General features: G+C 53.5%; 18 protein-coding genes. 8 read left to right on the top strand and 10 right to left on the bottom strand.

The annotated features are described in order from the left end of the window. From gspH to gorA, 7 genes are read left to right on the top strand one after another with little or no spacing between them, the layout of a single operon-like run. The gene (gene gspH / locus JAO79_RS15660) at positions 1-528 is read left to right on the top strand and encodes a type II secretion system minor pseudopilin GspH (protein WP_320158971.1); all 528 of its coding nucleotides are present in this window, start codon (positions 1-3) and stop codon (positions 526-528) included. Continuing rightward, on the top strand, positions 525-902 hold the full coding sequence (gene gspI / locus JAO79_RS15655) for a type II secretion system minor pseudopilin GspI (protein WP_227664737.1): 378 nt from the start codon (positions 525-527) through the stop codon (positions 900-902). The genes gspH and gspI overlap by 4 nt, the downstream gene beginning before the upstream one ends. Then, positions 899-1,639 (top strand): type II secretion system minor pseudopilin GspJ, encoded by a 741-nt coding sequence (gene gspJ / locus JAO79_RS15650; RefSeq protein WP_199008167.1) that lies wholly within the window; start codon positions 899-901, stop codon positions 1,637-1,639. The genes gspI and gspJ overlap by 4 nt, the downstream gene beginning before the upstream one ends. Then, positions 1,636-2,643, top strand: coding sequence for a type II secretion system minor pseudopilin GspK (gene gspK / locus JAO79_RS15645; protein WP_199008166.1), 1,008 nt, complete (start codon positions 1,636-1,638; stop codon positions 2,641-2,643). The genes gspJ and gspK overlap by 4 nt, the downstream gene beginning before the upstream one ends. A 2-nt stretch (positions 2,644-2,645) precedes the next feature. Continuing rightward, positions 2,646-3,953: a type II secretion system protein GspL gene (gspL, locus tag JAO79_RS15640; protein ID WP_199008165.1), complete on the top strand. Its 1,308-nt coding sequence runs from the start codon at positions 2,646-2,648 to the stop codon at positions 3,951-3,953. Between the two features lie 3 nt (positions 3,954-3,956). Continuing rightward, on the top strand, positions 3,957-4,490 hold the full coding sequence (gene gspM, locus JAO79_RS15635) for a type II secretion system protein GspM (protein WP_199008164.1): 534 nt from the start codon (positions 3,957-3,959) through the stop codon (positions 4,488-4,490). 35 nt (positions 4,491-4,525) lie between these two features. Further along, complete coding sequence (gene gorA / locus JAO79_RS15630; RefSeq protein ID WP_199008163.1) at positions 4,526-5,887, top strand: glutathione-disulfide reductase; 1,362 nt, start codon at positions 4,526-4,528, stop codon at positions 5,885-5,887. On the opposite strand, the gene JAO79_RS15625 is transcribed toward gorA, so the two are convergent. The 3 genes from JAO79_RS15625 to JAO79_RS15615 are packed head-to-tail and all read right to left on the bottom strand — an operon-like array spanning position 5,880 to position 10,536. Next, positions 5,880-7,376, bottom strand: coding sequence for a sensor histidine kinase (locus JAO79_RS15625; protein WP_199008162.1), 1,497 nt, complete (start codon positions 7,374-7,376; stop codon positions 5,880-5,882). The genes gorA and JAO79_RS15625 overlap by 8 nt on opposite strands. Further along, on the bottom strand, positions 7,373-8,284 hold the full coding sequence (locus JAO79_RS15620) for an ABC transporter substrate-binding protein (protein WP_413785064.1): 912 nt from the start codon (positions 8,282-8,284) through the stop codon (positions 7,373-7,375). Before JAO79_RS15620 ends, JAO79_RS15625 begins: the two co-directional genes overlap by 4 nt. A gap of 29 nt (positions 8,285-8,313) precedes the next feature. Further along, positions 8,314-10,536 carry a TonB-dependent receptor plug domain-containing protein gene (locus JAO79_RS15615; protein ID WP_199008160.1) on the bottom strand — a complete coding sequence of 741 codons (2,223 nt, stop codon included), beginning with the start codon at positions 10,534-10,536 and terminating at the stop codon, positions 8,314-8,316. A gap of 125 nt (positions 10,537-10,661) precedes the next feature. On the opposite strand from JAO79_RS15615, the gene JAO79_RS15610 reads away from it, so the two are divergent. Then, on the top strand, positions 10,662-11,291 hold the full coding sequence (locus JAO79_RS15610) for a J domain-containing protein (protein WP_199008159.1): 630 nt from the start codon (positions 10,662-10,664) through the stop codon (positions 11,289-11,291). Here the strand turns inward: JAO79_RS15610 and JAO79_RS15605 are convergent. The 7 genes from JAO79_RS15605 to JAO79_RS15575 all read right to left on the bottom strand — a co-directional run bounded on the left by JAO79_RS15605 (position 11,253) and on the right by JAO79_RS15575 (position 18,831). Beyond that, positions 11,253-12,266 (bottom strand): bile acid:sodium symporter family protein, encoded by a 1,014-nt coding sequence (locus JAO79_RS15605; protein WP_199008158.1) that lies wholly within the window; start codon positions 12,264-12,266, stop codon positions 11,253-11,255. The genes JAO79_RS15610 and JAO79_RS15605 overlap by 39 nt on opposite strands. Positions 12,267-12,279: 13 nt before the next feature. Continuing rightward, entirely contained in the window at positions 12,280-13,764 is a 1,485-nt protein-coding gene (locus tag JAO79_RS15600; protein ID WP_199008157.1) for a flavin-containing monooxygenase, read from the bottom strand. A 122-nt stretch (positions 13,765-13,886) separates the two neighbouring features. Then, complete coding sequence (locus JAO79_RS15595; protein WP_199008156.1) at positions 13,887-15,008, bottom strand: sulfate/molybdate ABC transporter ATP-binding protein; 1,122 nt, start codon at positions 15,006-15,008, stop codon at positions 13,887-13,889. Position 15,009: 1 nt separating this feature from the next. Then, a complete protein-coding gene (cysW, locus tag JAO79_RS15590; RefSeq protein WP_199008155.1) occupies positions 15,010-15,867 on the bottom strand; it encodes a sulfate ABC transporter permease subunit CysW in 858 nt (285 codons plus the stop codon). Continuing rightward, positions 15,868-16,740, bottom strand: a complete 873-nt coding sequence (gene cysT, locus JAO79_RS15585) for a sulfate/thiosulfate ABC transporter permease CysT (protein ID WP_199008154.1) — start codon at positions 16,738-16,740, stop codon at positions 15,868-15,870. It abuts the gene before it with no gap. A 9-nt stretch (positions 16,741-16,749) separates the two neighbouring features. Then, positions 16,750-17,751 carry a thiosulfate ABC transporter substrate-binding protein CysP gene (gene cysP / locus JAO79_RS15580; RefSeq protein WP_199008153.1) on the bottom strand — a complete coding sequence of 334 codons (1,002 nt, stop codon included), beginning with the start codon at positions 17,749-17,751 and terminating at the stop codon, positions 16,750-16,752. Positions 17,752-17,862: 111 nt separating this feature from the next. Further along, positions 17,863-18,831, bottom strand: a complete 969-nt coding sequence (locus tag JAO79_RS15575; protein ID WP_199008152.1) for a beta-ketoacyl-ACP synthase III — start codon at positions 18,829-18,831, stop codon at positions 17,863-17,865. Positions 18,832-18,885 lie beyond the last annotated feature (54 nt).

The following is an 18,885-nucleotide window of genomic DNA, read 5'->3' as shown; positions in this document are numbered from 1 at the left end:
GTGAACCGCAGGGCAGCTCATTCCGGCTTTACGCTGATCGAGATTCTGGTTGTCCTGATCATTGTCGGGCTGCTGGCTTCGCTTGCCGTCTTCAGCATGGGCGGCAGCTCCCAGCAGCGTGAGCTGGAAAGCCACGTCCGCGAACTTTACCTGCTCATGCAGACTGCATCGGAACAAGCGGTTCTCAATAATCTGGAACTAGGGTTGTTGCTGGAAGAAGACGGCTATCAATTCGTCGCATTTCAGGATGAGTCCGGTGAGTGGAAACCCTCCGGCGAGCGTCTGTTCCATCAACGAACCTTGCCCGAATGGCTGTCGCTCACGCAATTCGTAGAAAGTGATGCCCCTCGACTGAGCTCTTCGGAAGACAAGCTGCGCCCCACGATTGTGTTTTTCTCAAGCGGAGAAAGCACACCGTTCGAAATCGAGTTTACCCTTGCAAGCGACAGCGACCTGGTTCATATCCTTGCCTCAGACGGCGTTTCTCCACTTGAGTGGCGCCAGCCTGGCTCAGGTGACGAACAATGATAAAGCAGCAGGGGGGCTTCACGTTACTTGAGGTGCTCGTTGCACTGCTTGTTTTCAGCCTCATAGCGACCACCGCTGCAGAGGTAGGCAGCCAATATATATCCAGTTTTGAACGTGTCCGAGACAAAACGCTTGCAGGCTGGATTGCGGAAAACCGTATTAATGAACTGCGTCTTCAGGAGACGCTTCCCGGCACCTCCGAAAACTCTACCGATACCGATTTCGGTGCGTATCGCTGGCAAGTGACTACCGTTGTTCAAGGCACTGCAGATCCGTCGATGAGACGGGTCGAGGTCACGGTCGCGAAGTACCTAGGTGACATGGATGAGCCTAACCCTGTGCACTCATTGTCCGCTTTCTTGGGGGCGAAATGATGCAACCGACTGGGGGCACAAGGGCACAATCGGGTTTCACGCTGATGGAAATGCTCATCGCCGTCACCATCACCGCCATTATTGGCCTGGGGGTCTGGCAAGTGGTTAGTAGTGTGGTCAATTCCAGGGATCGGGTGAATGCCTTGGCGGAGGAGTTTGACGGGTTGCAAAAGGCCATGCTTTTACTGGAACGGGATATCACTCAGGTTGTGAACCGATCCGCCAGAGATGTCTACGGTGATTTTAAGCCTTCACTTACCTCCCGCGACGATGCCTTCGAACTGCTGCTTACACGCCAGGGCTGGCGCAACCCATTGGGATTGCGTCGAAGCGGATTGCAGCGTGCGGGATGGGAGTACACCGGCACCGAGCTTCGGCGGCGTTACTGGCCGGTTATAGATCAAGGTCAGGATGAAGACAGTCGGGACATATTACTGCTGGAAGATGTGAAAACGCTCGAGATCCGGTTTTTAGATGAAGACGGCAAATGGCACGATAACTGGCCAACCGATCAGGCCTTGGCGGCAATGACACCGGGCCAGAGGCCGGTCATCACACTGCCGGCAGGGTTAGAAGTGACGCTTGAGCACGAACGGTTCGGAGACATTACCCGGCTGTTTACCTTGCCGGATTTCTCCCGGGACCAAGCGCAGGCCGTGGTAAATCAACAGGAAGAAACCGAGCCAGACGGGGCGGCAGAAGATTCCGGTGAAAACGCGACGGGTGGCGGGGCATGAACGCGTTAAGGCCCATTCGAGGAAACCGTCAGTCCGGTGTCGCACTGATTATGGTGTTACTGGCCATGGCGTTGGTGGTTCTGCTTGCCACAGGGATGACCAAACAACAAAGCTTGCGGATTTATAAGGCCGGGCACTATCTGGCGCAGCAGCAGGGCCACAGTATAGCCTTGGGAGCTGAGGAATTTGCCAAGAGAATACTCATCCGCGACTTCGAAGAAGATAAAGAAGACGGCACCATGGTGGATAGCCCGGACGAATTCTGGGCCATGCACGCGGCGGTTTTACCCCTTGATGAAAACGGTGTTGTTGAAGTTCAAATTGACGATCTCGGTGGCCGTATCAATCTCAACGATCTGATCACCGAAAGCGGTGCAGTGGACCCACTGACCAAAGACCGGGTATCCCGCCTGTTAATGGCGCTGGGCATCAACGGTTTGAATGTAGACACACTGATCGACTGGATCGATGCCAACGATCAGACTGCAAGCGCCTATGGCGCTGAAGATGGTCAGTATTTAATGGCCGATCCCGGTTTCAGAGCCGCAAACCAGCCATTTGTCTCGGTTACTGAACTAAGATTGATTGAGGGTATGACAGAAGAAATCTATGTCGCGCTCCGCCCTCATGTAACGGCGCTGCCGGTGAGTGGCATTGGTATCAACGTTAACAGCGCTACTGCGCCGGTGCTGATGTCTCTTCACAGCGAGCTTAACGACGCTGAGGCAGAAGCAATCATCGCCAAGAGGGAAGAGGAGCGGTTCGAGGATCTTCAGGACTTTCTGGCTCTACCCGAATTCTCGGGGCTGGGGTTGAAGCGAAACGGCTTGACGCTGCAAACCCGGTTTTTTGAAGTTGTTTCACGGATTACTTACGATAATCGTGTCGTAAATATGGTCAGCACGGTGTTTCGTAATCCGGAAGGTGAGGTCCGAACGGTTCACAGGGATACCGGCCAAAAGAACAGGATCTCCAAGGAACCTTATACTTTCTCAGAAGGATAACCATGTCTTATCGTCTCTATGTGCGGCCATTGTCGCCCTTTGCTGACCCGGAGCAGAGCCCGGACGCCCAGCTATACAGCTGGGTGTTGCACGATGCCAGTGGCGACGCGCAAGCACGGGGCAGTGCCGACCCCAAAAGTGTGATCGAACAGACACTGGCGCAGAACGCACTGGATAAGGTTTTGCTCATTGGTTTGATACCGGGCGACGAAGCCGCCTTTTGCGTCGCCGACATTCCTGCCAAGCAAAGTCGCTTCGTTCATCAAGCACTCCCGTTCGCGGTCGAAGAGCAGATTGCACAGGACATCGAGACGGTTCATTTGGCGCTCGGGAAACAGTCAGATGAAGGTTATCGCGTGGCAGCGATAGACACCCGCCAAATGGAGCGATGGCAAAAGCTGTTTTCGGGTTGGGAACAGGTTCGGCTGGAAGCAATTTACCCCGACGCCGCGCTTTTACCCGCGCCTGAGTCAGGGTGGATGATGTGTCTGGATGACGACTTTGTTTTAATGCAAAGCCAGCGGGGCGAATGGTTAAGAATGCAGGCCGATAACCTGCCACTGTATGCTATGACCATGGCCGCCCCTTCATCGGAGGAGGTGGTTACCGAAATCCCGGTGCAGCTGTACGGCCTCGAAACGGAGTTAGAACGCCAGCAAGCGCTGATAAACGAACTCGCGGGCACAACAGGCCGAGTGAACGTTCAGCAGAAACCTCTCGAGTTTTCGGTGATCGAACTGCTCGCATGGTCTCACCATCAGCATCTTTGCGATCCCGTCAATCTGTGCCAGGGGGCGTTTTCCGTCAAAATTTCCGGTTCCAGCCCGTTAAAACCCTGGAAGCCCCTGATTGCCGTTGCATCACTTTGGTTTGTCATACAGCTCGGCCTTGATATCGGAATGGGGATGTACCACAAGCAGCAAGCGGATGAGCTGAAATCGCAGGCTATGGCGATATACAGGCAGGCATTTCCCTCGGACCGGCGGACCCATGCCGGAAATGTTCGCCGGGTGATTGAAGGGCAGTTACGTGTCGCAGGGGCCCAAGGTGCCTATGTGGATTTTATCACGCTGATGAAATTTACCGGAGATCAATACGGCCGCTTGGCCGGTGCCGGAGCTGTGACGTTCAATTCGATCAATTACAACCGCAATCGCGGTGAGCTGGTCGTTGATGTTCGGGCTGACAGCTATGATCGCCTAAGTCGCTTGCGCAATGGGTTGGCTGATGAAGGCCTACAGGCACAGATTGGCTCTGTCGTTAACGAATCGAGCGGTGCTCGTGGTCGTTTGACGGTTTCAGGAGGGTAACCCATGTTTCAGCGCCTAAAAGATCAACCCGCCATCGAAAAGCTGATTGCTCGATACGACCAATTACCGCAAAGAGACCGTCAGGCTTTGACAGCTCTGCTTATAGCCTTGGCGATTGCAGTTCTGTATTTTGCTATTTGGCGTCCGGTTTCCGATTACCGCAACAATGCCGAAGCCAACCGTGAGAACGCCAGTGAACTGCTAGCGTGGATGCAGGCTAACGAAAGCACCATTCAGCGGCTTGGCAATGCGGGTTCGGGTGGCTCAGCCAACGGGGCGGCAGATCGGCCCGCAGATGGCAGGGCATTGATGGCATTGGTAACTCGGTCCGCCGGCGAGGCGAGCCTCTCTCTTCAGCGTTTTGAGCCGTCTGGTAGCAACGCCATCCGGGTTTGGATGGAGGATGTACCCTATGCCGATGTTGCTGCCTGGTTGGAGCGTTTACACGCCGAGCATGGGGTTCTGATCGATCAAGCCGCAATGGACAGAGGTAACGAACCCGGGATTGTATCCGTTCGGCTGACTCTCGCCATCTGATCAATTGGTTGTTTACACGATTTACAGGAGACAGAGTGTCTAGTTCCCACGATTTTGACCTGATTATTATTGGTGCCGGTTCTGGTGGCGTCCGCCTTGCCAGAATGTCTGCTCAAAAGGGAGCCAGGGTTGCTGTTGTTGAGTCCCGGTATCTGGGTGGAACCTGCGTAAACGTCGGTTGCGTGCCTAAAAAGCTGTTTGTTTACGGTGCCCACGTAAGGGATGAATTGGATGACGCACAAGGTTACGGCTGGAATATCCCATCCGAGGACGTGAGTTTTGACTGGCCGACATTGGTTGCCAATAAAAACGCCGAGATTGAGCGCCTTAACGGCATCTACGGTCGGATGCTGGAAAATGCCGGTGTCACGATCATCGAAGGCACGGCGAGCATTGTGGATCCCGAAACGGTTGCAGTAGGCGATAAGCAATACACCAGCAAGCACATCACTGTTGCGACAGGGAGCTGGCCGGTCATACCGGACATTCCGGGAAAAGAACACTTGCTAACCTCAAATGAAATGTTTTACCTCCCGCAATTGCCGCGTCACGCCGTGGTATGGGGTGGCGGTTACATAGCCGTTGAATTTGCGGGCATTCTGGCGGGGCTTGGCGTGGAAACCACCTTGCTGTATCGCGGGGATTTGTTTCTGCGGGGCTTTGACGACGATATTCGTCGATTCACCGAGCAGGAAATGCGCAAAAAAGGGATAGACTTGCGCTTCAACGTGACCATCGATTCTGTCGAGCCGCATGATGCACTCTACAAAGTGAATTTGAGCGATGGCAGCAGCCTTGAGACGGGCCTCGTTATGGCCGCAACCGGTCGCCGTGCTCTTGTTGACGGCTTGGGGCTAGAAAAGGTCGGAGTCGAGCTGAACAAGTACGGAAATATTGTTGTTGACGACCATTTCCGCACCTGTGTTCCGTCTATTTCTGCACTTGGCGATGTGATTGGCACGCCTCAACTTACGCCAGTTGCGTTGGCGCAGGCCATGGTGCTCAGCCGGCGCCTGTTTGGCGATGGCAAGGGTGACATGGATTACAGCGCCATTCCGACAGCCGTGTTCTGTCAACCCAATATCGGGACAGTGGGCCTGACCGAGCAGGAAGCGGTTGAAGCCGGTTACCGGTTGCGAATTTACCGGTCAGACTTCCGCCCGATGAAATATACCTTGAGCGGCCGGGACGAACGGTGCCTGATGAAACTCGTTGTGGATGATCAGACCGACAAAGTTCTGGGCGCGCATATGGTGGGAGCAGACGCAGGGGAAATTACCCAAGGTTTGGGTGTTGCCATCAAAGCGGGGGCAACAAAAGCACAGTTTGACGCTACGCTGGGCATTCACCCGACCTCTGCAGAAGAGTTCGTCACCATGCGCCAGCCTGTCAGTTAACTGGCAGATCGAAAGGAATCTCGAACCGAAACGAGTTGCCCTGGCCTAGGTCCAGCTCAATGTGGACATGTCCGCCCATTAACTCGATTAGCCTCTGGACCAGGGACAAGTTGATTCCTGGTCCGCCGTATCTGGAGTGGGTGAGGGGATTGTGCAGATTACCCGCGTCCCCCATGCTCGAACTGGAATCCCGTACCGTGCAACTTAACGTTGCATGGCCGGCGTTGACCGTTACCCAGGTTGCGAGGACCGTTATAAAACCGTTTGTGGTGAGTTCAAGAGAGTTATCGAGCAATCCGCTCAACACCTGCCGAACCCTCGGCGCATCGCCAATGACGACGGGCGCCTCGGGCCAATCCCCTAAACAGATAAGCTCCAGTGATAATTCCTGTTGCTCGGCGGCGAAACGGTATGATGCGACGCAATTGGATAGCAGTTGCCGGAGATCAAACGGTTTGGAATCGACCGCCAGCGTGCCACTGTCAAGATGGGCATAATCCAGCATGTCGGAAATAACCGTTAATAAATCCTCAACGGATTTTTTAGCCGTGTTTACCTTATCGGCCTGGGCAGGCGTTAGTGGTTCATTCTCGATGTGACTCATCAACCCGATGACGCCTTTCAAGGGCGTGTTAAGTTCATGGCTCATGGTGGTCAGAAACTCGGATTTAACCCGGCTGGCATGCTCTGCACTGCTGCGTTCGGATTCGGATGCTGCAAGCATCTCATCACGCGTCGTCCTCAGATGCTCCAGATGCTCGGCCAACTGATTGAGCTGATTCTGAAGGTTGACGATTTCCTTCACAGAGCCTTTGCTTGAAACCGGCTCCACCTGATAATTACCTTCAATCAATTTTCCGACACGGTGTCCGAGTTTATGCATGGGCCTGAGCAGATTACCGAGATACAGGTGTACCAACACAACGGTGAGCAGCAACATGCCACCGCCCACCAGCATTGATGACCACCAAATTTCACGAAGTTGCCGCTCCAGTACTTCTGCTTTGACGCCCACCTGAACCGTACCTACACGCAGGATGCCCGTTCCTGATTCCCAGCCGGATCTGAACCATGCGCTACCGTCCCCTTCGCTAAATGACAAAGGCTCCTGAAACACCTCGGCTTCGTAAACCGTAAACCTTGAAGCAGTGAAATCAGACGGCCGTTCCTCCTTTCCAGCGTAGCCAATTTCTTTATCAACCACGTCTAATACCCTGATCCAGTTGGCGTCGCTATGCTGCAACGCGTTGTCGAGTATTTGCCGAAGCGCAACGTCGTTACCGGAAACAATGGCGTATTCAAGTATTGGCGCCAGGTTATCGGCCAGAACCTGACTACTACGCGCCATATTATCGCGAGCATCATCAAGCCGAACCGAGGTGAAATAGAAAACAAGAACCGCAAACATGAGGACTGCGGGCAGAACGCCCAGTAGCAATAGGCGACGAGAAAGCGTGGATTGGGAGCCCGTCCGTTGTCGGTCAGTCATTGGATTGATCCCCGAGAGTTGTTCTTCAGCAACTCATTTACTGCTTCTGAAACGTGAGGGCGTTCCGGCAGCGGGATATTAAGCGAGCGAGCTACTTGCTCGTTCAGGTCTACCTTATAGCTATCCGGGTAGGCAGCGGCGGGAAAGTTTGCGTTCTCACGATAATAAAGAATGTATTGCGCCGTCTTCTCGGCTATGGAACTGAATGGCGCGTAGCTGGATGCAATGGCTCCGGCTTTAACGAAAGCCTGGCTGGGCCCGATTAAAATTTTGTTACGGCGATAAGCGGTAAGAAGAATGTGTTTGATATTTCGTGGGTGGTATATGTCATGGTCGGAGGTTCCCAGAATGAAATCGCCATAACTGAGCGCCCTGATGACGGTTGGAATCAGCTGGTCTTTATCGGTAACGACAAAGACCTTGCCTTCGAGCCCGTAGGCAGGTAATTGCTCGATGAGTTCGTCGTAAGAATCGCGATTCACATAGCTCGCTAATATCGCTACTTTATCAGCCTGAGGCAGGATGACTTTGCCGGTCAGTGCTTGTCGCAACAAAGGAACGTCGTAATAAATGGCGCTGATGTGGGGGTTTTGTTCAGTGGCGTATTTGTCCATGAACTCCCGGTCAACAAAAGTGCCGACGACCACTGCATCCGGGGTGTTGCGATAGGTGCGTTCGAAAGCCTTCGGTCCCATGGTAATAATCGGATGATTTCTTTTTGCCGGAGGAAGACGTTTGGGTAGCGGCTTGAGTTTGAATTCCGGGCCTAAATTCTCGCTAACCAGGTCAGTGAAATATTTGTCTAATGTGAGATTTCCGGAGCTGACAAAGTAGACAGTTTGAGCGGTTTCGCTTTTTGATTGGGCGAGCGTGGTCATCGGCCAGATCAGGAAGACAGCAACCATCACGACCGACAAAAACCCGATCTTCCCTGGCTTCAAAACCTGACACCTGCTTCGATGAAGAACTGGTTGTGATCCTCAATGTTGTTGTCGGAACTCAGCTCATGCTCACGGTTCAGATAGTGTTGCACGGTGAATGCAACTTCAGCCGTGTAGTTCGGTTGGAGAAAGCTTTTAGCCAACCGAAGGTCGAGCCGCTCAAACTGATTGTTGGTTCTGAGGAATTCATCTGCCCAATAGAACGCGGACGAAACTTTAAACTCAGAAGGCAGTTCCTGGATAACGCTCAGGCTGCCAGAGTGCCTTACCGACATACGGGTTAAAAGCCCCGCTTGGTAGTCTTGTTCGCGCGTATCCACGTTGCCGGATTCGTCAAGAATAGGGGGTCCTGTATATCGCGTGTCCTGGTCAAGGTAGCCATAGCTGGCGCGTAACGCTGTGCCCGGGAATTCGAGGGTCGTTTCAACTTCAAAGCCCTTCTGATCGACGGCTACGTTGTTCCCTAGCGTCCAGTTAACAAGCTGTATGACACCGCTCACCATGTCCCGCATTTCATCCTTAAAGCCACGAACTTCGACAGACAGGATGGCGGTTTCAAGGGGGAACTGACCAAAGTAACTGATTTCATGTGAGGTAATACGCTCTTCTTCAAGTTCTTCGCCCAGGGTTAATTGGAAGGGGCTGTGGGCAGCATCTTCGATGGTGATCCGCCTGCCTTCAAGGTCAGCATACTGGGCGGGCCTTACATTCGTCAGCGTAAAACCCGTCCGGGGGTTTTGCTCAAAACTGTCCGGTGTGCGCACCGCCTCCGAATACACGAATCTAAGTGCATGGTGCTGATTGATAATAAAATTCGTCGCCAAACGAGGGGAGAAGTAATCTTCGTCGGTGGTACTCGAGCGCTCCCAGTTTCCGCCGGCGTTCAGGGTCAGCCAAGACCAAGGCGTGTACTCTAAATTGCCGAAAAAACGGGACTTATAATCGTGTACCCGGCCGTTGAAATAGGTTTCGGAGCGCAACGTGTCTTTTCGAAACCCAGCACCGGATACCAGTTTGAGATTATCGGTAAACAGCAGCGTATCCTGAAACTCCACCTCTAAACGGGTGTCTTCGTAATCGCCGTTAATCTGAGCCTCCAAAAGCGTCTCGCCTTCAGTCCGTGCCTGACACGGCGCATCGCCACTGGCGTCTTCTTCGTATAAGGTTGGGCCGCCAGTGTTGCGGAGACAGTCAGCGGCGGCTCCGCCGAGCTCAACCCCATACCGTTCCTGGCGTTTGAAATTGGAGACGCTTACGAGAAAATGGAAAAAATGGTGTTCGGAAGTGCTGTAGTTAAGTTGTGACTTGATGTAATAGTCACGAACATCAATGTCGGGGTGGTCTACCGGCTCCAGGACTCCGCTTTTCCCGCGATCCTGGTTTTTGACCCCATCGATGACCCCAGTCATCAACTCGATATTAAGATCGGGGTTTAATTTAAAGCGCCCATCGTAGGAAAAGAAATTAATATTATGGCCATCATTGAAGGGAGCCTCTTCGCCGCCCTTGATCTGGTAGTCAAAGCCGCCAAACTTCCGTTTTTCGTAGGACAGACGCCAGTCCAGATCCCGGCCTGCGCCGCCAACCGAGCCGAACGCTCTAAGATGATCCCGGCTACCGTGGCTGAAGCTCAGCTCAGTGCCCGCCGTATCTTCTGGATCACGGGTGATGATATTGATTGTGCCAAGAAACGCATTGATGCCATAGGCCGCTGAATTAGGGCCTCGAGCTACTTCGATACGTTCGATAAGCTCCAGAGGAACCGGCATGGTTTCCCAGTCCATATCCGACAGCGTGGCACGGTGTGCCGTTCGCCCATCTACCAGAACCTGCATACGCCGCTGCTCGTAATGCACCGTTCCGTGGTAGGTTACAACAGGTTGGTGGCTACCCACGAAATTAACAACCATACCCGGTACCAGGCGAAACACTTCGTACAAATTAACGATCCCCAGATCACGGATCTGGTCGCCGGTGATCACGGTTGTACTGCCGGGTACCCGGGTTTTAGGCTGCCTTAACCTTGTTGTCGTCAATACTTCTGGAATATCGCTGTCATAGGCAAACAGTGCCCGGTCGAAGGCCGGTTCTGCATCTGCTGCGTTTGCCGAAAACGTGGTTATCAGGCCCAAGGTGCTCAACAGTCCACCGATAACGACGAGACGCGTTTGCCTTGTCGCCAGTCTTGGGGGATAGAACATGCAATTCGTATCAGGCATCGGAGTCGTTCTATAATTGGCGTTTCAGCATAGTTTTAGTTGCATTTGTTCTCTAATCCTAGGAGAACCAAAACCATTTGTCTCTAGAAAGTTTACAGAGACGACATATTTGGAGTGATTACCGTATGAGCTGCTGGGAGATTCTGGGTATTGAGCCGACGGGTGACCGCGAAGCGATTCGTCAGGCTTATGAACGCCAGATGAAGTTTGCGTCCGCTGAAGAAGCTCGCAAATTGGACGACGCCTTTCGCGAGGCAGCGGGGGAGGAAGCCGTGGCAAAGCCGGTTTCGTCACCCGAGCCCCGTGCTGAAGAGATCAGCCAACTGGATGCTCATCAGGCGCAAGTAGTCCGGGAGGTTGTTATCCAGATTAAAGCGCTGATGAACGATTCAGGCCGCCAGCAGGATGCCGGAATCTGGAAAGCCATTCTGTGCGAGCCGCCAGCCGATCAATTGCCCCTGCGCCGCGAAATCGGGCAACAACTGGAACCGTGGATTCGCCCAATGGCAGAGAACGGTTCGTTGCCGCAGCCTGTGGCCCGTTTTTTGGGCGAATGGTTTGAGTGGTTCAGCGTACAGGAGGCGATTATCGAGCAGGAGCAGGCTCAACAGTCGCAGGAATCCGAAGAAAACGACCCACAGAATGACGTTGAACCTCTCTCCCAGACGGCCAATTTCTGGCCAGCGGTAATAGGCTGGATTATCGGATTAGTAATCCTAACCATGATTTTCGGCGGCATGGGCGTTGGCGGCTGAGGCCTGCTCAATCTTTTCCCGGTACTTCTGTGCCAAAATGGCGCCTACGATTACCTGAATCTGGTTGTAGCACATGATCGGCAACACGATCATCCCGAACCCAGGGTGCCCCGAGAACAGCACCTTGGCCATCGGCAAGCCAGACGCCAAACTTTTCTTGGAGCCGCAGAACACCACTGCGGCTTCGTCTTCAAGACTGAAACCAAACTTCCTTACCATCAACGTCGCCGCCAGCATGAACAAGCCCAGCAGCGCGAAGCACAATATAATTGCCAACACGATGGCTTGCACCGGAAGATTCTGCCACAGGCCGCTAACCACGGAATGAGAAAAGGCAGAGTACACGATAATCCAGATAACGCATTGATCGTATCGGGACATAAGAGACTCATTCCGCCCAAGAAATCCGCCCAACCAAGGCCGCATGGCATGGCCCACTGCGAACGGCAACAAAAGCTGGAGCACAATGTCTTTCAGAGCCTCCGCGATTGAGAAATTGCCATCCCCAGAGGTAGACACCAATAAAAGCAGCAGAAAGGGCGTCAGCATCATGCCGAACACATTAGATGCCGCTGCGCTGCAAATAGCGGCCGGGACGTTACCTTTAGCCATCGCCGTATACGCAATAGAAGAGGAGACCGCAGAGGGCAATACCCCAAGATAAAGGAACCCCAAGCCAAGATCTTTTGGCATCCATTCCGGTACGATGTTACTCAGGCCATTAATGGGCAAAACCACCAGGGGGAAGAAAACGAAGGTCAACGCGGTAATCAGAATATGCAGGCGCCAATGGGTTGCGCCATCGATGATCTGTTGGCGGGATAACGCTGCGCCATGCAAAAAAAACAGCAACGCCACCGCCCAGGTACCCAGAGTGGTAAGCGCATCGGCTGCGTTGCCGGTCACCGGTAGAAAAGACGCTAAAACAATTGCACCTAAAAGAAGCAGGGTGAACGTATCAACGCGAAACTTCATGATCAAACCTTAGTCAGTTATTTGAGCCTGGAGATAAAAACCGATAGTCCGCACTATCGACTGAGCGGGTTGAAAATCGGTAGCTAAACGTAAAACCTGGCCAAAGGGCGGTGTTTCGCCCTTGTTCGTCTAGATACCAGGAATGGCACCCCGAGTCCCATACTGAGCCGCTTAAACCTTCCTGAACTACCGAACAAGAGCGAGTTTGGCGATCTTCCCTTACATCCATGGCTGAATCCGGATACTTTGCCAAAGCCTCCAACGCGCTGATGACGTACCTGAATTGAGATTCGAGCATATAGACAATGGAGTTGTGGGCCAAATTCGTGTTCGGGCCATAGAGCATGAACAGGTTCGGAAAACCGTTGACCGTAATGCCTTTGAACGCTTTAGCGCCATCGGACCAGGCATCGTCAAGCAATAACCCATCCCGCCCGGTGATGGTAATTGGGGACAAGTATTCGGTGGCACGGAACCCGGTCGCAAAGATGATGGCATCCGCAGGCCTGTGCTGGCCGCTGGTTGTCACGATACCGGTGTCATCAATATGGGATATACCTTCGCTAATCAAATCGAGGTGGGGCTGATTGATTGCCGGATACCAGTCGTTGGAAATCAAAATACGTTTACACCCGATCTGATAGTCCGGCACTATGCGTTCAAGCTTGGCAGGATCTTTAACATGGGTTTTTGCTTCCTTGATGGCTTGACGCGCGACAAGGTCCAAGAACTTTCTGAACCGGGTGAAGGCCAGAGCCCTGGATTCATTCTTTGTGTAGATCAGCGCTCGGTATAGACGATCCCAGATTGGCAGCTTTTTAAACAAGGTCTGCTCTAATGGGGTAAACGGTCGATCGGATTTGGGTACAACCCAGGCTGCCGACCGCTGGTACAGATCCAGTTTCGATACGTCGGGAACAATTTCCGGAACAAACTGAATAGCGCTCGCGCCCGTGCCGATCACGGCAACGCGCTTACCAGACATATCGAAATCGTGATCCCAGGTAGCGGAATGGAAGGTGCGGCCCTGGAAACGGTCTAAACCGGGAATAGCTGGCATTGCGGGCCTGTTGAGTTGTCCCGTCGCCGTAATTAACACATTGGCGGTATAGGTGTCGCCGCTCTCGGTCGTGACCGTCCACGAATTCTCTGATTCATCAAAGCTTGCACCGGTTACAGCTGTATTGAAGCGTATGTACGGCTGTAATTCATACCGAGCAATACAATGCTCGATGTAACCCAGAATTTCCGGTTGCGGTGCGAATTTACGACTCCAGTCATGCTTTGGTTCGAAAGAATACGAATACAGATGGGATTGCACGTCGCATGCTGCACCGGGATAGGTGTTTTCGCGCCAGGTGCCGCCCGCTTTCGAAGCTTTCTCTAGCACGGTGAGGTCGGTATAACCCGCTTTTAGCAGTTGGATGGCCATGCCAATCCCGCCAAAGCCGGTACCCACAATAATGATGGAGGGTTTTTGCTGTTCACGCCGGGTCATGCTTACTACCTAATTATTATTTTGATAACCGACTATAGCGCTCTACGCGAACAACAAAAAGCCCCGAGCCAGTTTAAAGGTCTCGGGGCCTATTAAGCCAACAGTGCTCTGCAACCAAGGAGTTACATGCTGCTGGCGTTCGCCGCATCCTGGAAGTTCCAGTCAACCGTTCGCGGTTGATGGCTATTCGCTTCGAACAGATGACCTACGCTTGGCACGGCATACCAGAGTTCACCGCGGGTAGGATTTTGCTGTGCAAATTCACCGTGGCTCATGCCGGTTTCCCATAGTTCTGAGCTTTCCCAGCCTTCCGGGGCCAGTTCCAGACGGACTTCGGATCCAATCAGACTGATCGATTGAATGCGTAAGGGCAGACGCGCATGGGTGCTGGGTGAGCGTGACAATTGCACTTCGTGGGGCCGCAGGTAAAGCTGGGCTTCTTGGTCTCCCCGGGTTCCTGGTAATGATACCCAGGCATCGCCCTGAACCAGCTTCTGGCTTTTCACCACGCCAGAAAGCACGTTTACATGCCCAAGGAAATCGAATACGAAACGGCTGTCCGGGCGAGCGTACAGTTGGGCCGGGCTATCGACTTGTTCAACTTTGCCCTGACTCATGACGACCACTTGATCGGACAGTTCCAGCGCCTCTTCCTGATCGTGAGTCACGAAAATACTGGTGAAGTGATACTCGTCGTGCAATGCACGCAGCCAGCGGCGCAGATCTTTTCGGACTTTGGCATCCAGTGCGCCAAAGGGCTCGTCGAGTAGCAGAATGCGAGGCTGTGTGGCCAGGGCGCGGGCTAAAGCAACCCGTTGCTTCTGGCCACCGGACAACTGGGATGGATAGCGATCCGCCAGTTGTGGTAGCTGGATCATCTCCAACAGTTTATCAACGCGCTGCGCAATGTCTTGTTTGGACGGGCGCTCTTTGCGGGGAAGGGATTCCAGCCCGAACGCGATGTTCTGCGCAACCGTGAGGTGGCGAAACAGAGCGTAATGTTGAAACACAAAACCGATGTTACGGTTCCGAACGTGTAGGTGGCTGACATCTTCACCACCGAACAGAATTTTACCTGCATCGGACGATTCCAAGCCGGCAATAATCCGCAACAGCGTGGTTTTACCCGAGCCGGAAGGGCCGAGTAGGGCGGTTAATTTGCCTTCGGGAATATCGAGAGACACATTGTTTAGCGCCTGGAATTTCCCGAAGGTTTTGTTGATGTTCTGGATGGTGATGCTCATGTCAGACACCTCTTGTTTCCGGCGCGGAATGTTCGGATTTAGCCTGTCGCCATTCGACGAAGGCTTTGGCGACCAGCGTAAGAATCGCAATGGCCGCGAGTAGCGAGGCGCTCGCGAATGCCCCGACGATGTTGTAATCCTGATACAGCAGTTCAACGTGCAACGGCAGGGTATTGGTTTGACCACGAACGTTACCAGAGACCACCGATACCGCGCCAAACTCGCCGACCGCACGGGCGTTGGTGAGGATTACCCCGTAGATAAGCGCCCACTTGATATTCGGTAGCGTGATTTTCCGGAATATGCGCCAGCCCGACGCGCCCAGCACCACGCCCGCTTCCTCTTCTTCGCTACCTTGCTGCTGCATGAGTGGTATCAGCTCTCTTGCGACAAACGGGCAGGTCACAAACACCGTGACCATGACAATGCCGGGCCAGGCGAACATGAGCTGAATGTCGTGGGTACTGAGCCAGCCACCAAGCCAGCCGTTTCGGCCATACAGCAACAGATAAAGAAGGCCCGCTACAACGGGGGATACAGCAAACGGGATGTCGATCAACGTGATCAGTAACTTGCGGCCGGGGAACTTGAACCGCGTAACTGACCAGGCCAGTGCCGTGCCGAAAATCAGGTTTAGGGGAACGGTCAGCAAAGCCACGAACAAGGTCAACCCAATTGCGTGCAGGGTGTACTCATCCATGATATTGCCTGCAAGGGTGCTCCACCCAGCGCTGAGCGCCTGGGTAAAGATCACCACCACAGGTATGACCAGAAAGATGGCGGTTAGCAGCATGGCCAAACCGATCAGAGTTCGGCGTACCCACGGCTGATCGCCGACCCGATTTCTATGGAGCGACATCTAACGTCCCTCCAATCGGCGTAAGAAACGGCTCTGCCAAACGTTGATCGCAAATAATAAGATCAGCGACACCAATAGCACCATGGAGGCGATTGCGCTGGCTGCGGCGTAGTCGTATTCCTGCAGACGGATGAAGATCATCAGGCTGGTTACTTCGCTAACGTAGGGCGTGTTACCAGCAATGAAAATAATCGCGCCAAATTCACCGAGACTTCGGGTAAATGACAGTGCAACGCCGGTAACCAGAGCGGGCCACAATGAAGGAAATATCACTTTACGGAACACCCGGCCATCTGACGCACCCAGGCTTACCGCCGCTTCTTCATCTGCGGGCGAGAGCTCTTCAAGTACTGGCTGAACGGTACGTACAACAAACGGAATGCTTGTAAACGCCATCGCAACCACGATGCCGATGGGCGTGAACGCCACTTCGACACCCAGCTTATCGAGCCACTGGCCGTACCAACCATTTTGGGCAAACAGGGTTGCCAAAGTGATCCCTGCTACCGCAGTCGGCAACGCAAAGGGAAGATCCACAACCGCATCAATCAACCGCTTTCCGGGGAACTCGTAGCGTACCAAAACCCAAGCGAGCAACAGCCCGAATACGCCGTTAAACAACGAGGCGGCCAAGGCTGTCCATGCCGTTACTTTGTAGGATTCGATTACCCGAGGGTCGGTGATGGTGAACACGAACTGGTCCCAGGTCATGCCAGACGTTTCCACCACCAGCCCGGTGAGAGGCAGCAGCAAAACCAGACTGACAAAGAACAGGGAAATGCCCAGGCTTAACCCGAATCCGGGCAGGACTCGCTTGCTACGACCGGAAAAGCGCCGCACTGGGGCGACGCTTGTTTGAGCGGATACAGACATTAGAGGCTCTTACCGCCGACGCTGGAGCTGGTCGAGCTTGCCGCCGCTGGCGAAGTGGGCTTTCATAGCCTTTTCCCAGCCTCCGGCAATTTCATCGATAGACTTCAGCTTGAGATCACGGAAGCGGTCAGCGTTCTCCTTCAAAACCGTTTCGTTCTGAACCCGATAGTTGAAGCTGGCCAGCAGGCGCTGGGCATCTTCCGAGTAAAGGTGACTCAGGTACTCTTTTGCCAGCTCTTCGGTACCGTTTTGCTTGGTGTAATCGTCAATCCAGGTAACCGGGAACTCAGCCAGGAAGCTGACTTTCGGGGTGACAACTTCGTACTCACCTTCCAGACGATCCGCAATGTTCAGCACTTCGGATTCGAAGGTCAGCAACGCATCACCGATACCCCGCTCAACAAAGGTGGTGGTCGCGCCACGGCCGCCGCTGTCGAAGACACGGACCTGGCCTAGCAACGAAGCGAGGAAATCATCAATTTTGTCCTGGTCGTCGCCGAACTGGTCCTGCGCAAAACCTAAAGCGGCAAGATAAGTATAGCGGCCGTTACCCGAGGTTTTCGGGTTGGGCATAACCAGAGAAACGTCTTCGCGAATCAGGTCGTCCCAGTTTTCGATGTTCTTGGGGTTACCTTTGCGCACCAAAAACGCCATGGTGGAGTAGTAAGGCGAGCTGTTGTTCGGTAGGCGCTCTGCCCAGTTCTCAGGAATCAAACGGCCCCGAGTGTGCAGAATGTCGATGTCTGTTACCTGGTTGAAGGTGGCAACATCGGCTTTCAGACCTTGGATAATGGCTTGAGCCTGCTTGGAAGAACCGGCGTGAGATTGCTTTATCTCAACGGTCTCGCCTGTTTTTTCTTGCCAGTGTTTCTGGAACTCGACGTTGTAGGCGGCGAACAGTTCGCGGGCAATGTCATAGGAGGTGTTGAGAAGCTCCCGATCAGCGGAAAGAGCTGGCTGAGCAGAAAGTAGGGCAGCGCCAAGTGCGATGCCTTTGAAAAAGGTCTTCATGTAAAGCTCCTCAAAACCTATTAGTTGAATCTGAGGAGCAATTTAACAAAGCTTGCTAAGAACTAAAAAGACTTTAAGAGACTATTCAAATTACTATTTCGAATATGCAAATTAAAAGCGAAGTAGCGCAGAACCCCACGTAAAACCGCCTCCGAAGGCCTCCAGTAGTACAACTTCACCGCGCTTGATGCGCCCATCACGTACCGCTTCGTCCAGCGCCAGCGGGATCGAGGCGGCTGATGTGTTGCCATGGCGGTTTACCGTGACCACCACTTGATCCATCGACATATTCAGTTTTTTCGCTGTGGCAGAGATGATTCTAAGGTTAGCCTGATGGGGTACGAGCCAGTCTATGTCGGACTTTTGCATCTGATTGGCGTCAAGGGTTTCATCAACAATCTTGCCCAGCGTGTTCACTGCCATCTTGAACACCTCGTTGCCTTTCATCTCGACAAACGCCTGACCGGCCTTCACGGCGTCAAAATCGTTGGCAACGCCACAGGGTACGTGCAGCAAGGTTTCATACCGACCATCAGCGTGCAGGTGAGTGGAGAGGATACCGGTTTCTTCGCTGGCTTCGAGTACGACCGCGCCGGCACCATCACCGAATAGTACGCAGGTGGTTCGGTCTTCCCAGTTGAGAATGCGGGAAAACACCTCGGCGCCAATCACCAATGCCTTTTTGCTGCTACCAGACCGTATGAATTTTTCTGCCGTCGCCAACGCATACACAAACCCGCTACAGACCGCTTGAATATCAAACGCCGGACAGCCATGAAGCCCCAATCGCGCTTGCAGAATGCACGCGCAGCTGGGAAAGACCTTGTCGGGGGTGGTGGTGGCGAAAACGATGAGGTCGATTTCCGACACATCGATGCCAGACGCTTCAATCGCACGCAAGGCAGCCTGTTCCGCCAAATCGACGGTCGTTTGGCCGGGCAGAGCAATGTAACGTTGTTCAATACCGGTACGTTCGCGAATCCACTGGTCGGAAGTGTCTACCTTCTTTTCCAGATCAAGGTTGGTGACAACGTTGTCCGGCAAGTACGAGCCGGTTCCGGCGATGCGTGCGTAAGTCATGGGTGGCGTCCAAGGTCAAATGCGATCATTAATGACCTCATGCTAACCTTGCGC

Source organism: Marinobacter litoralis (genome assembly GCF_016427555.1).
Classification (GTDB): domain Bacteria; phylum Pseudomonadota; class Gammaproteobacteria; order Pseudomonadales; family Oleiphilaceae; genus Marinobacter; species Marinobacter litoralis_A.
This window is presented reverse-complemented; position numbering and strand designations above follow the sequence as displayed.

Excerpts from the sequence above, each read along its gene's own strand:
- gspI (WP_227664737.1), top strand. The coding sequence starts at position 525 with ATGATAAAGCAGCAGGGGGGCTTCACGTTACTTGAGGTGCTCGTTGCA.
- gspJ (WP_199008167.1), top strand. The coding sequence starts at position 899 with ATGATGCAACCGACTGGGGGCACAAGGGCACAATCGGGTTTCACGCTG.
- gspK (WP_199008166.1), top strand. The coding sequence starts at position 1,636 with ATGAACGCGTTAAGGCCCATTCGAGGAAACCGTCAGTCCGGTGTCGCA.
- gspL (WP_199008165.1), top strand. The coding sequence starts at position 2,646 with ATGTCTTATCGTCTCTATGTGCGGCCATTGTCGCCCTTTGCTGACCCG.
- gspM (WP_199008164.1), top strand. The coding sequence starts at position 3,957 with ATGTTTCAGCGCCTAAAAGATCAACCCGCCATCGAAAAGCTGATTGCT.
- JAO79_RS15625 (WP_199008162.1), bottom strand. The coding sequence starts at position 7,376 with ATGACTGACCGACAACGGACGGGCTCCCAATCCACGCTTTCTCGTCGC.
- JAO79_RS15615 (WP_199008160.1), bottom strand. The coding sequence starts at position 10,536 with ATGCCTGATACGAATTGCATGTTCTATCCCCCAAGACTGGCGACAAGG.
- JAO79_RS15610 (WP_199008159.1), top strand. The coding sequence starts at position 10,662 with ATGAGCTGCTGGGAGATTCTGGGTATTGAGCCGACGGGTGACCGCGAA.
- JAO79_RS15605 (WP_199008158.1), bottom strand. The coding sequence starts at position 12,266 with ATGAAGTTTCGCGTTGATACGTTCACCCTGCTTCTTTTAGGTGCAATT.
- JAO79_RS15600 (WP_199008157.1), bottom strand. The coding sequence starts at position 13,764 with ATGACCCGGCGTGAACAGCAAAAACCCTCCATCATTATTGTGGGTACC.
- JAO79_RS15595 (WP_199008156.1), bottom strand. The coding sequence starts at position 15,008 with ATGAGCATCACCATCCAGAACATCAACAAAACCTTCGGGAAATTCCAG.
- cysW (WP_199008155.1), bottom strand. The coding sequence starts at position 15,867 with ATGTCGCTCCATAGAAATCGGGTCGGCGATCAGCCGTGGGTACGCCGA.
- cysT (WP_199008154.1), bottom strand. The coding sequence starts at position 16,740 with ATGTCTGTATCCGCTCAAACAAGCGTCGCCCCAGTGCGGCGCTTTTCC.
- cysP (WP_199008153.1), bottom strand. The coding sequence starts at position 17,751 with ATGAAGACCTTTTTCAAAGGCATCGCACTTGGCGCTGCCCTACTTTCT.
- JAO79_RS15575 (WP_199008152.1), bottom strand. The coding sequence starts at position 18,831 with ATGACTTACGCACGCATCGCCGGAACCGGCTCGTACTTGCCGGACAAC.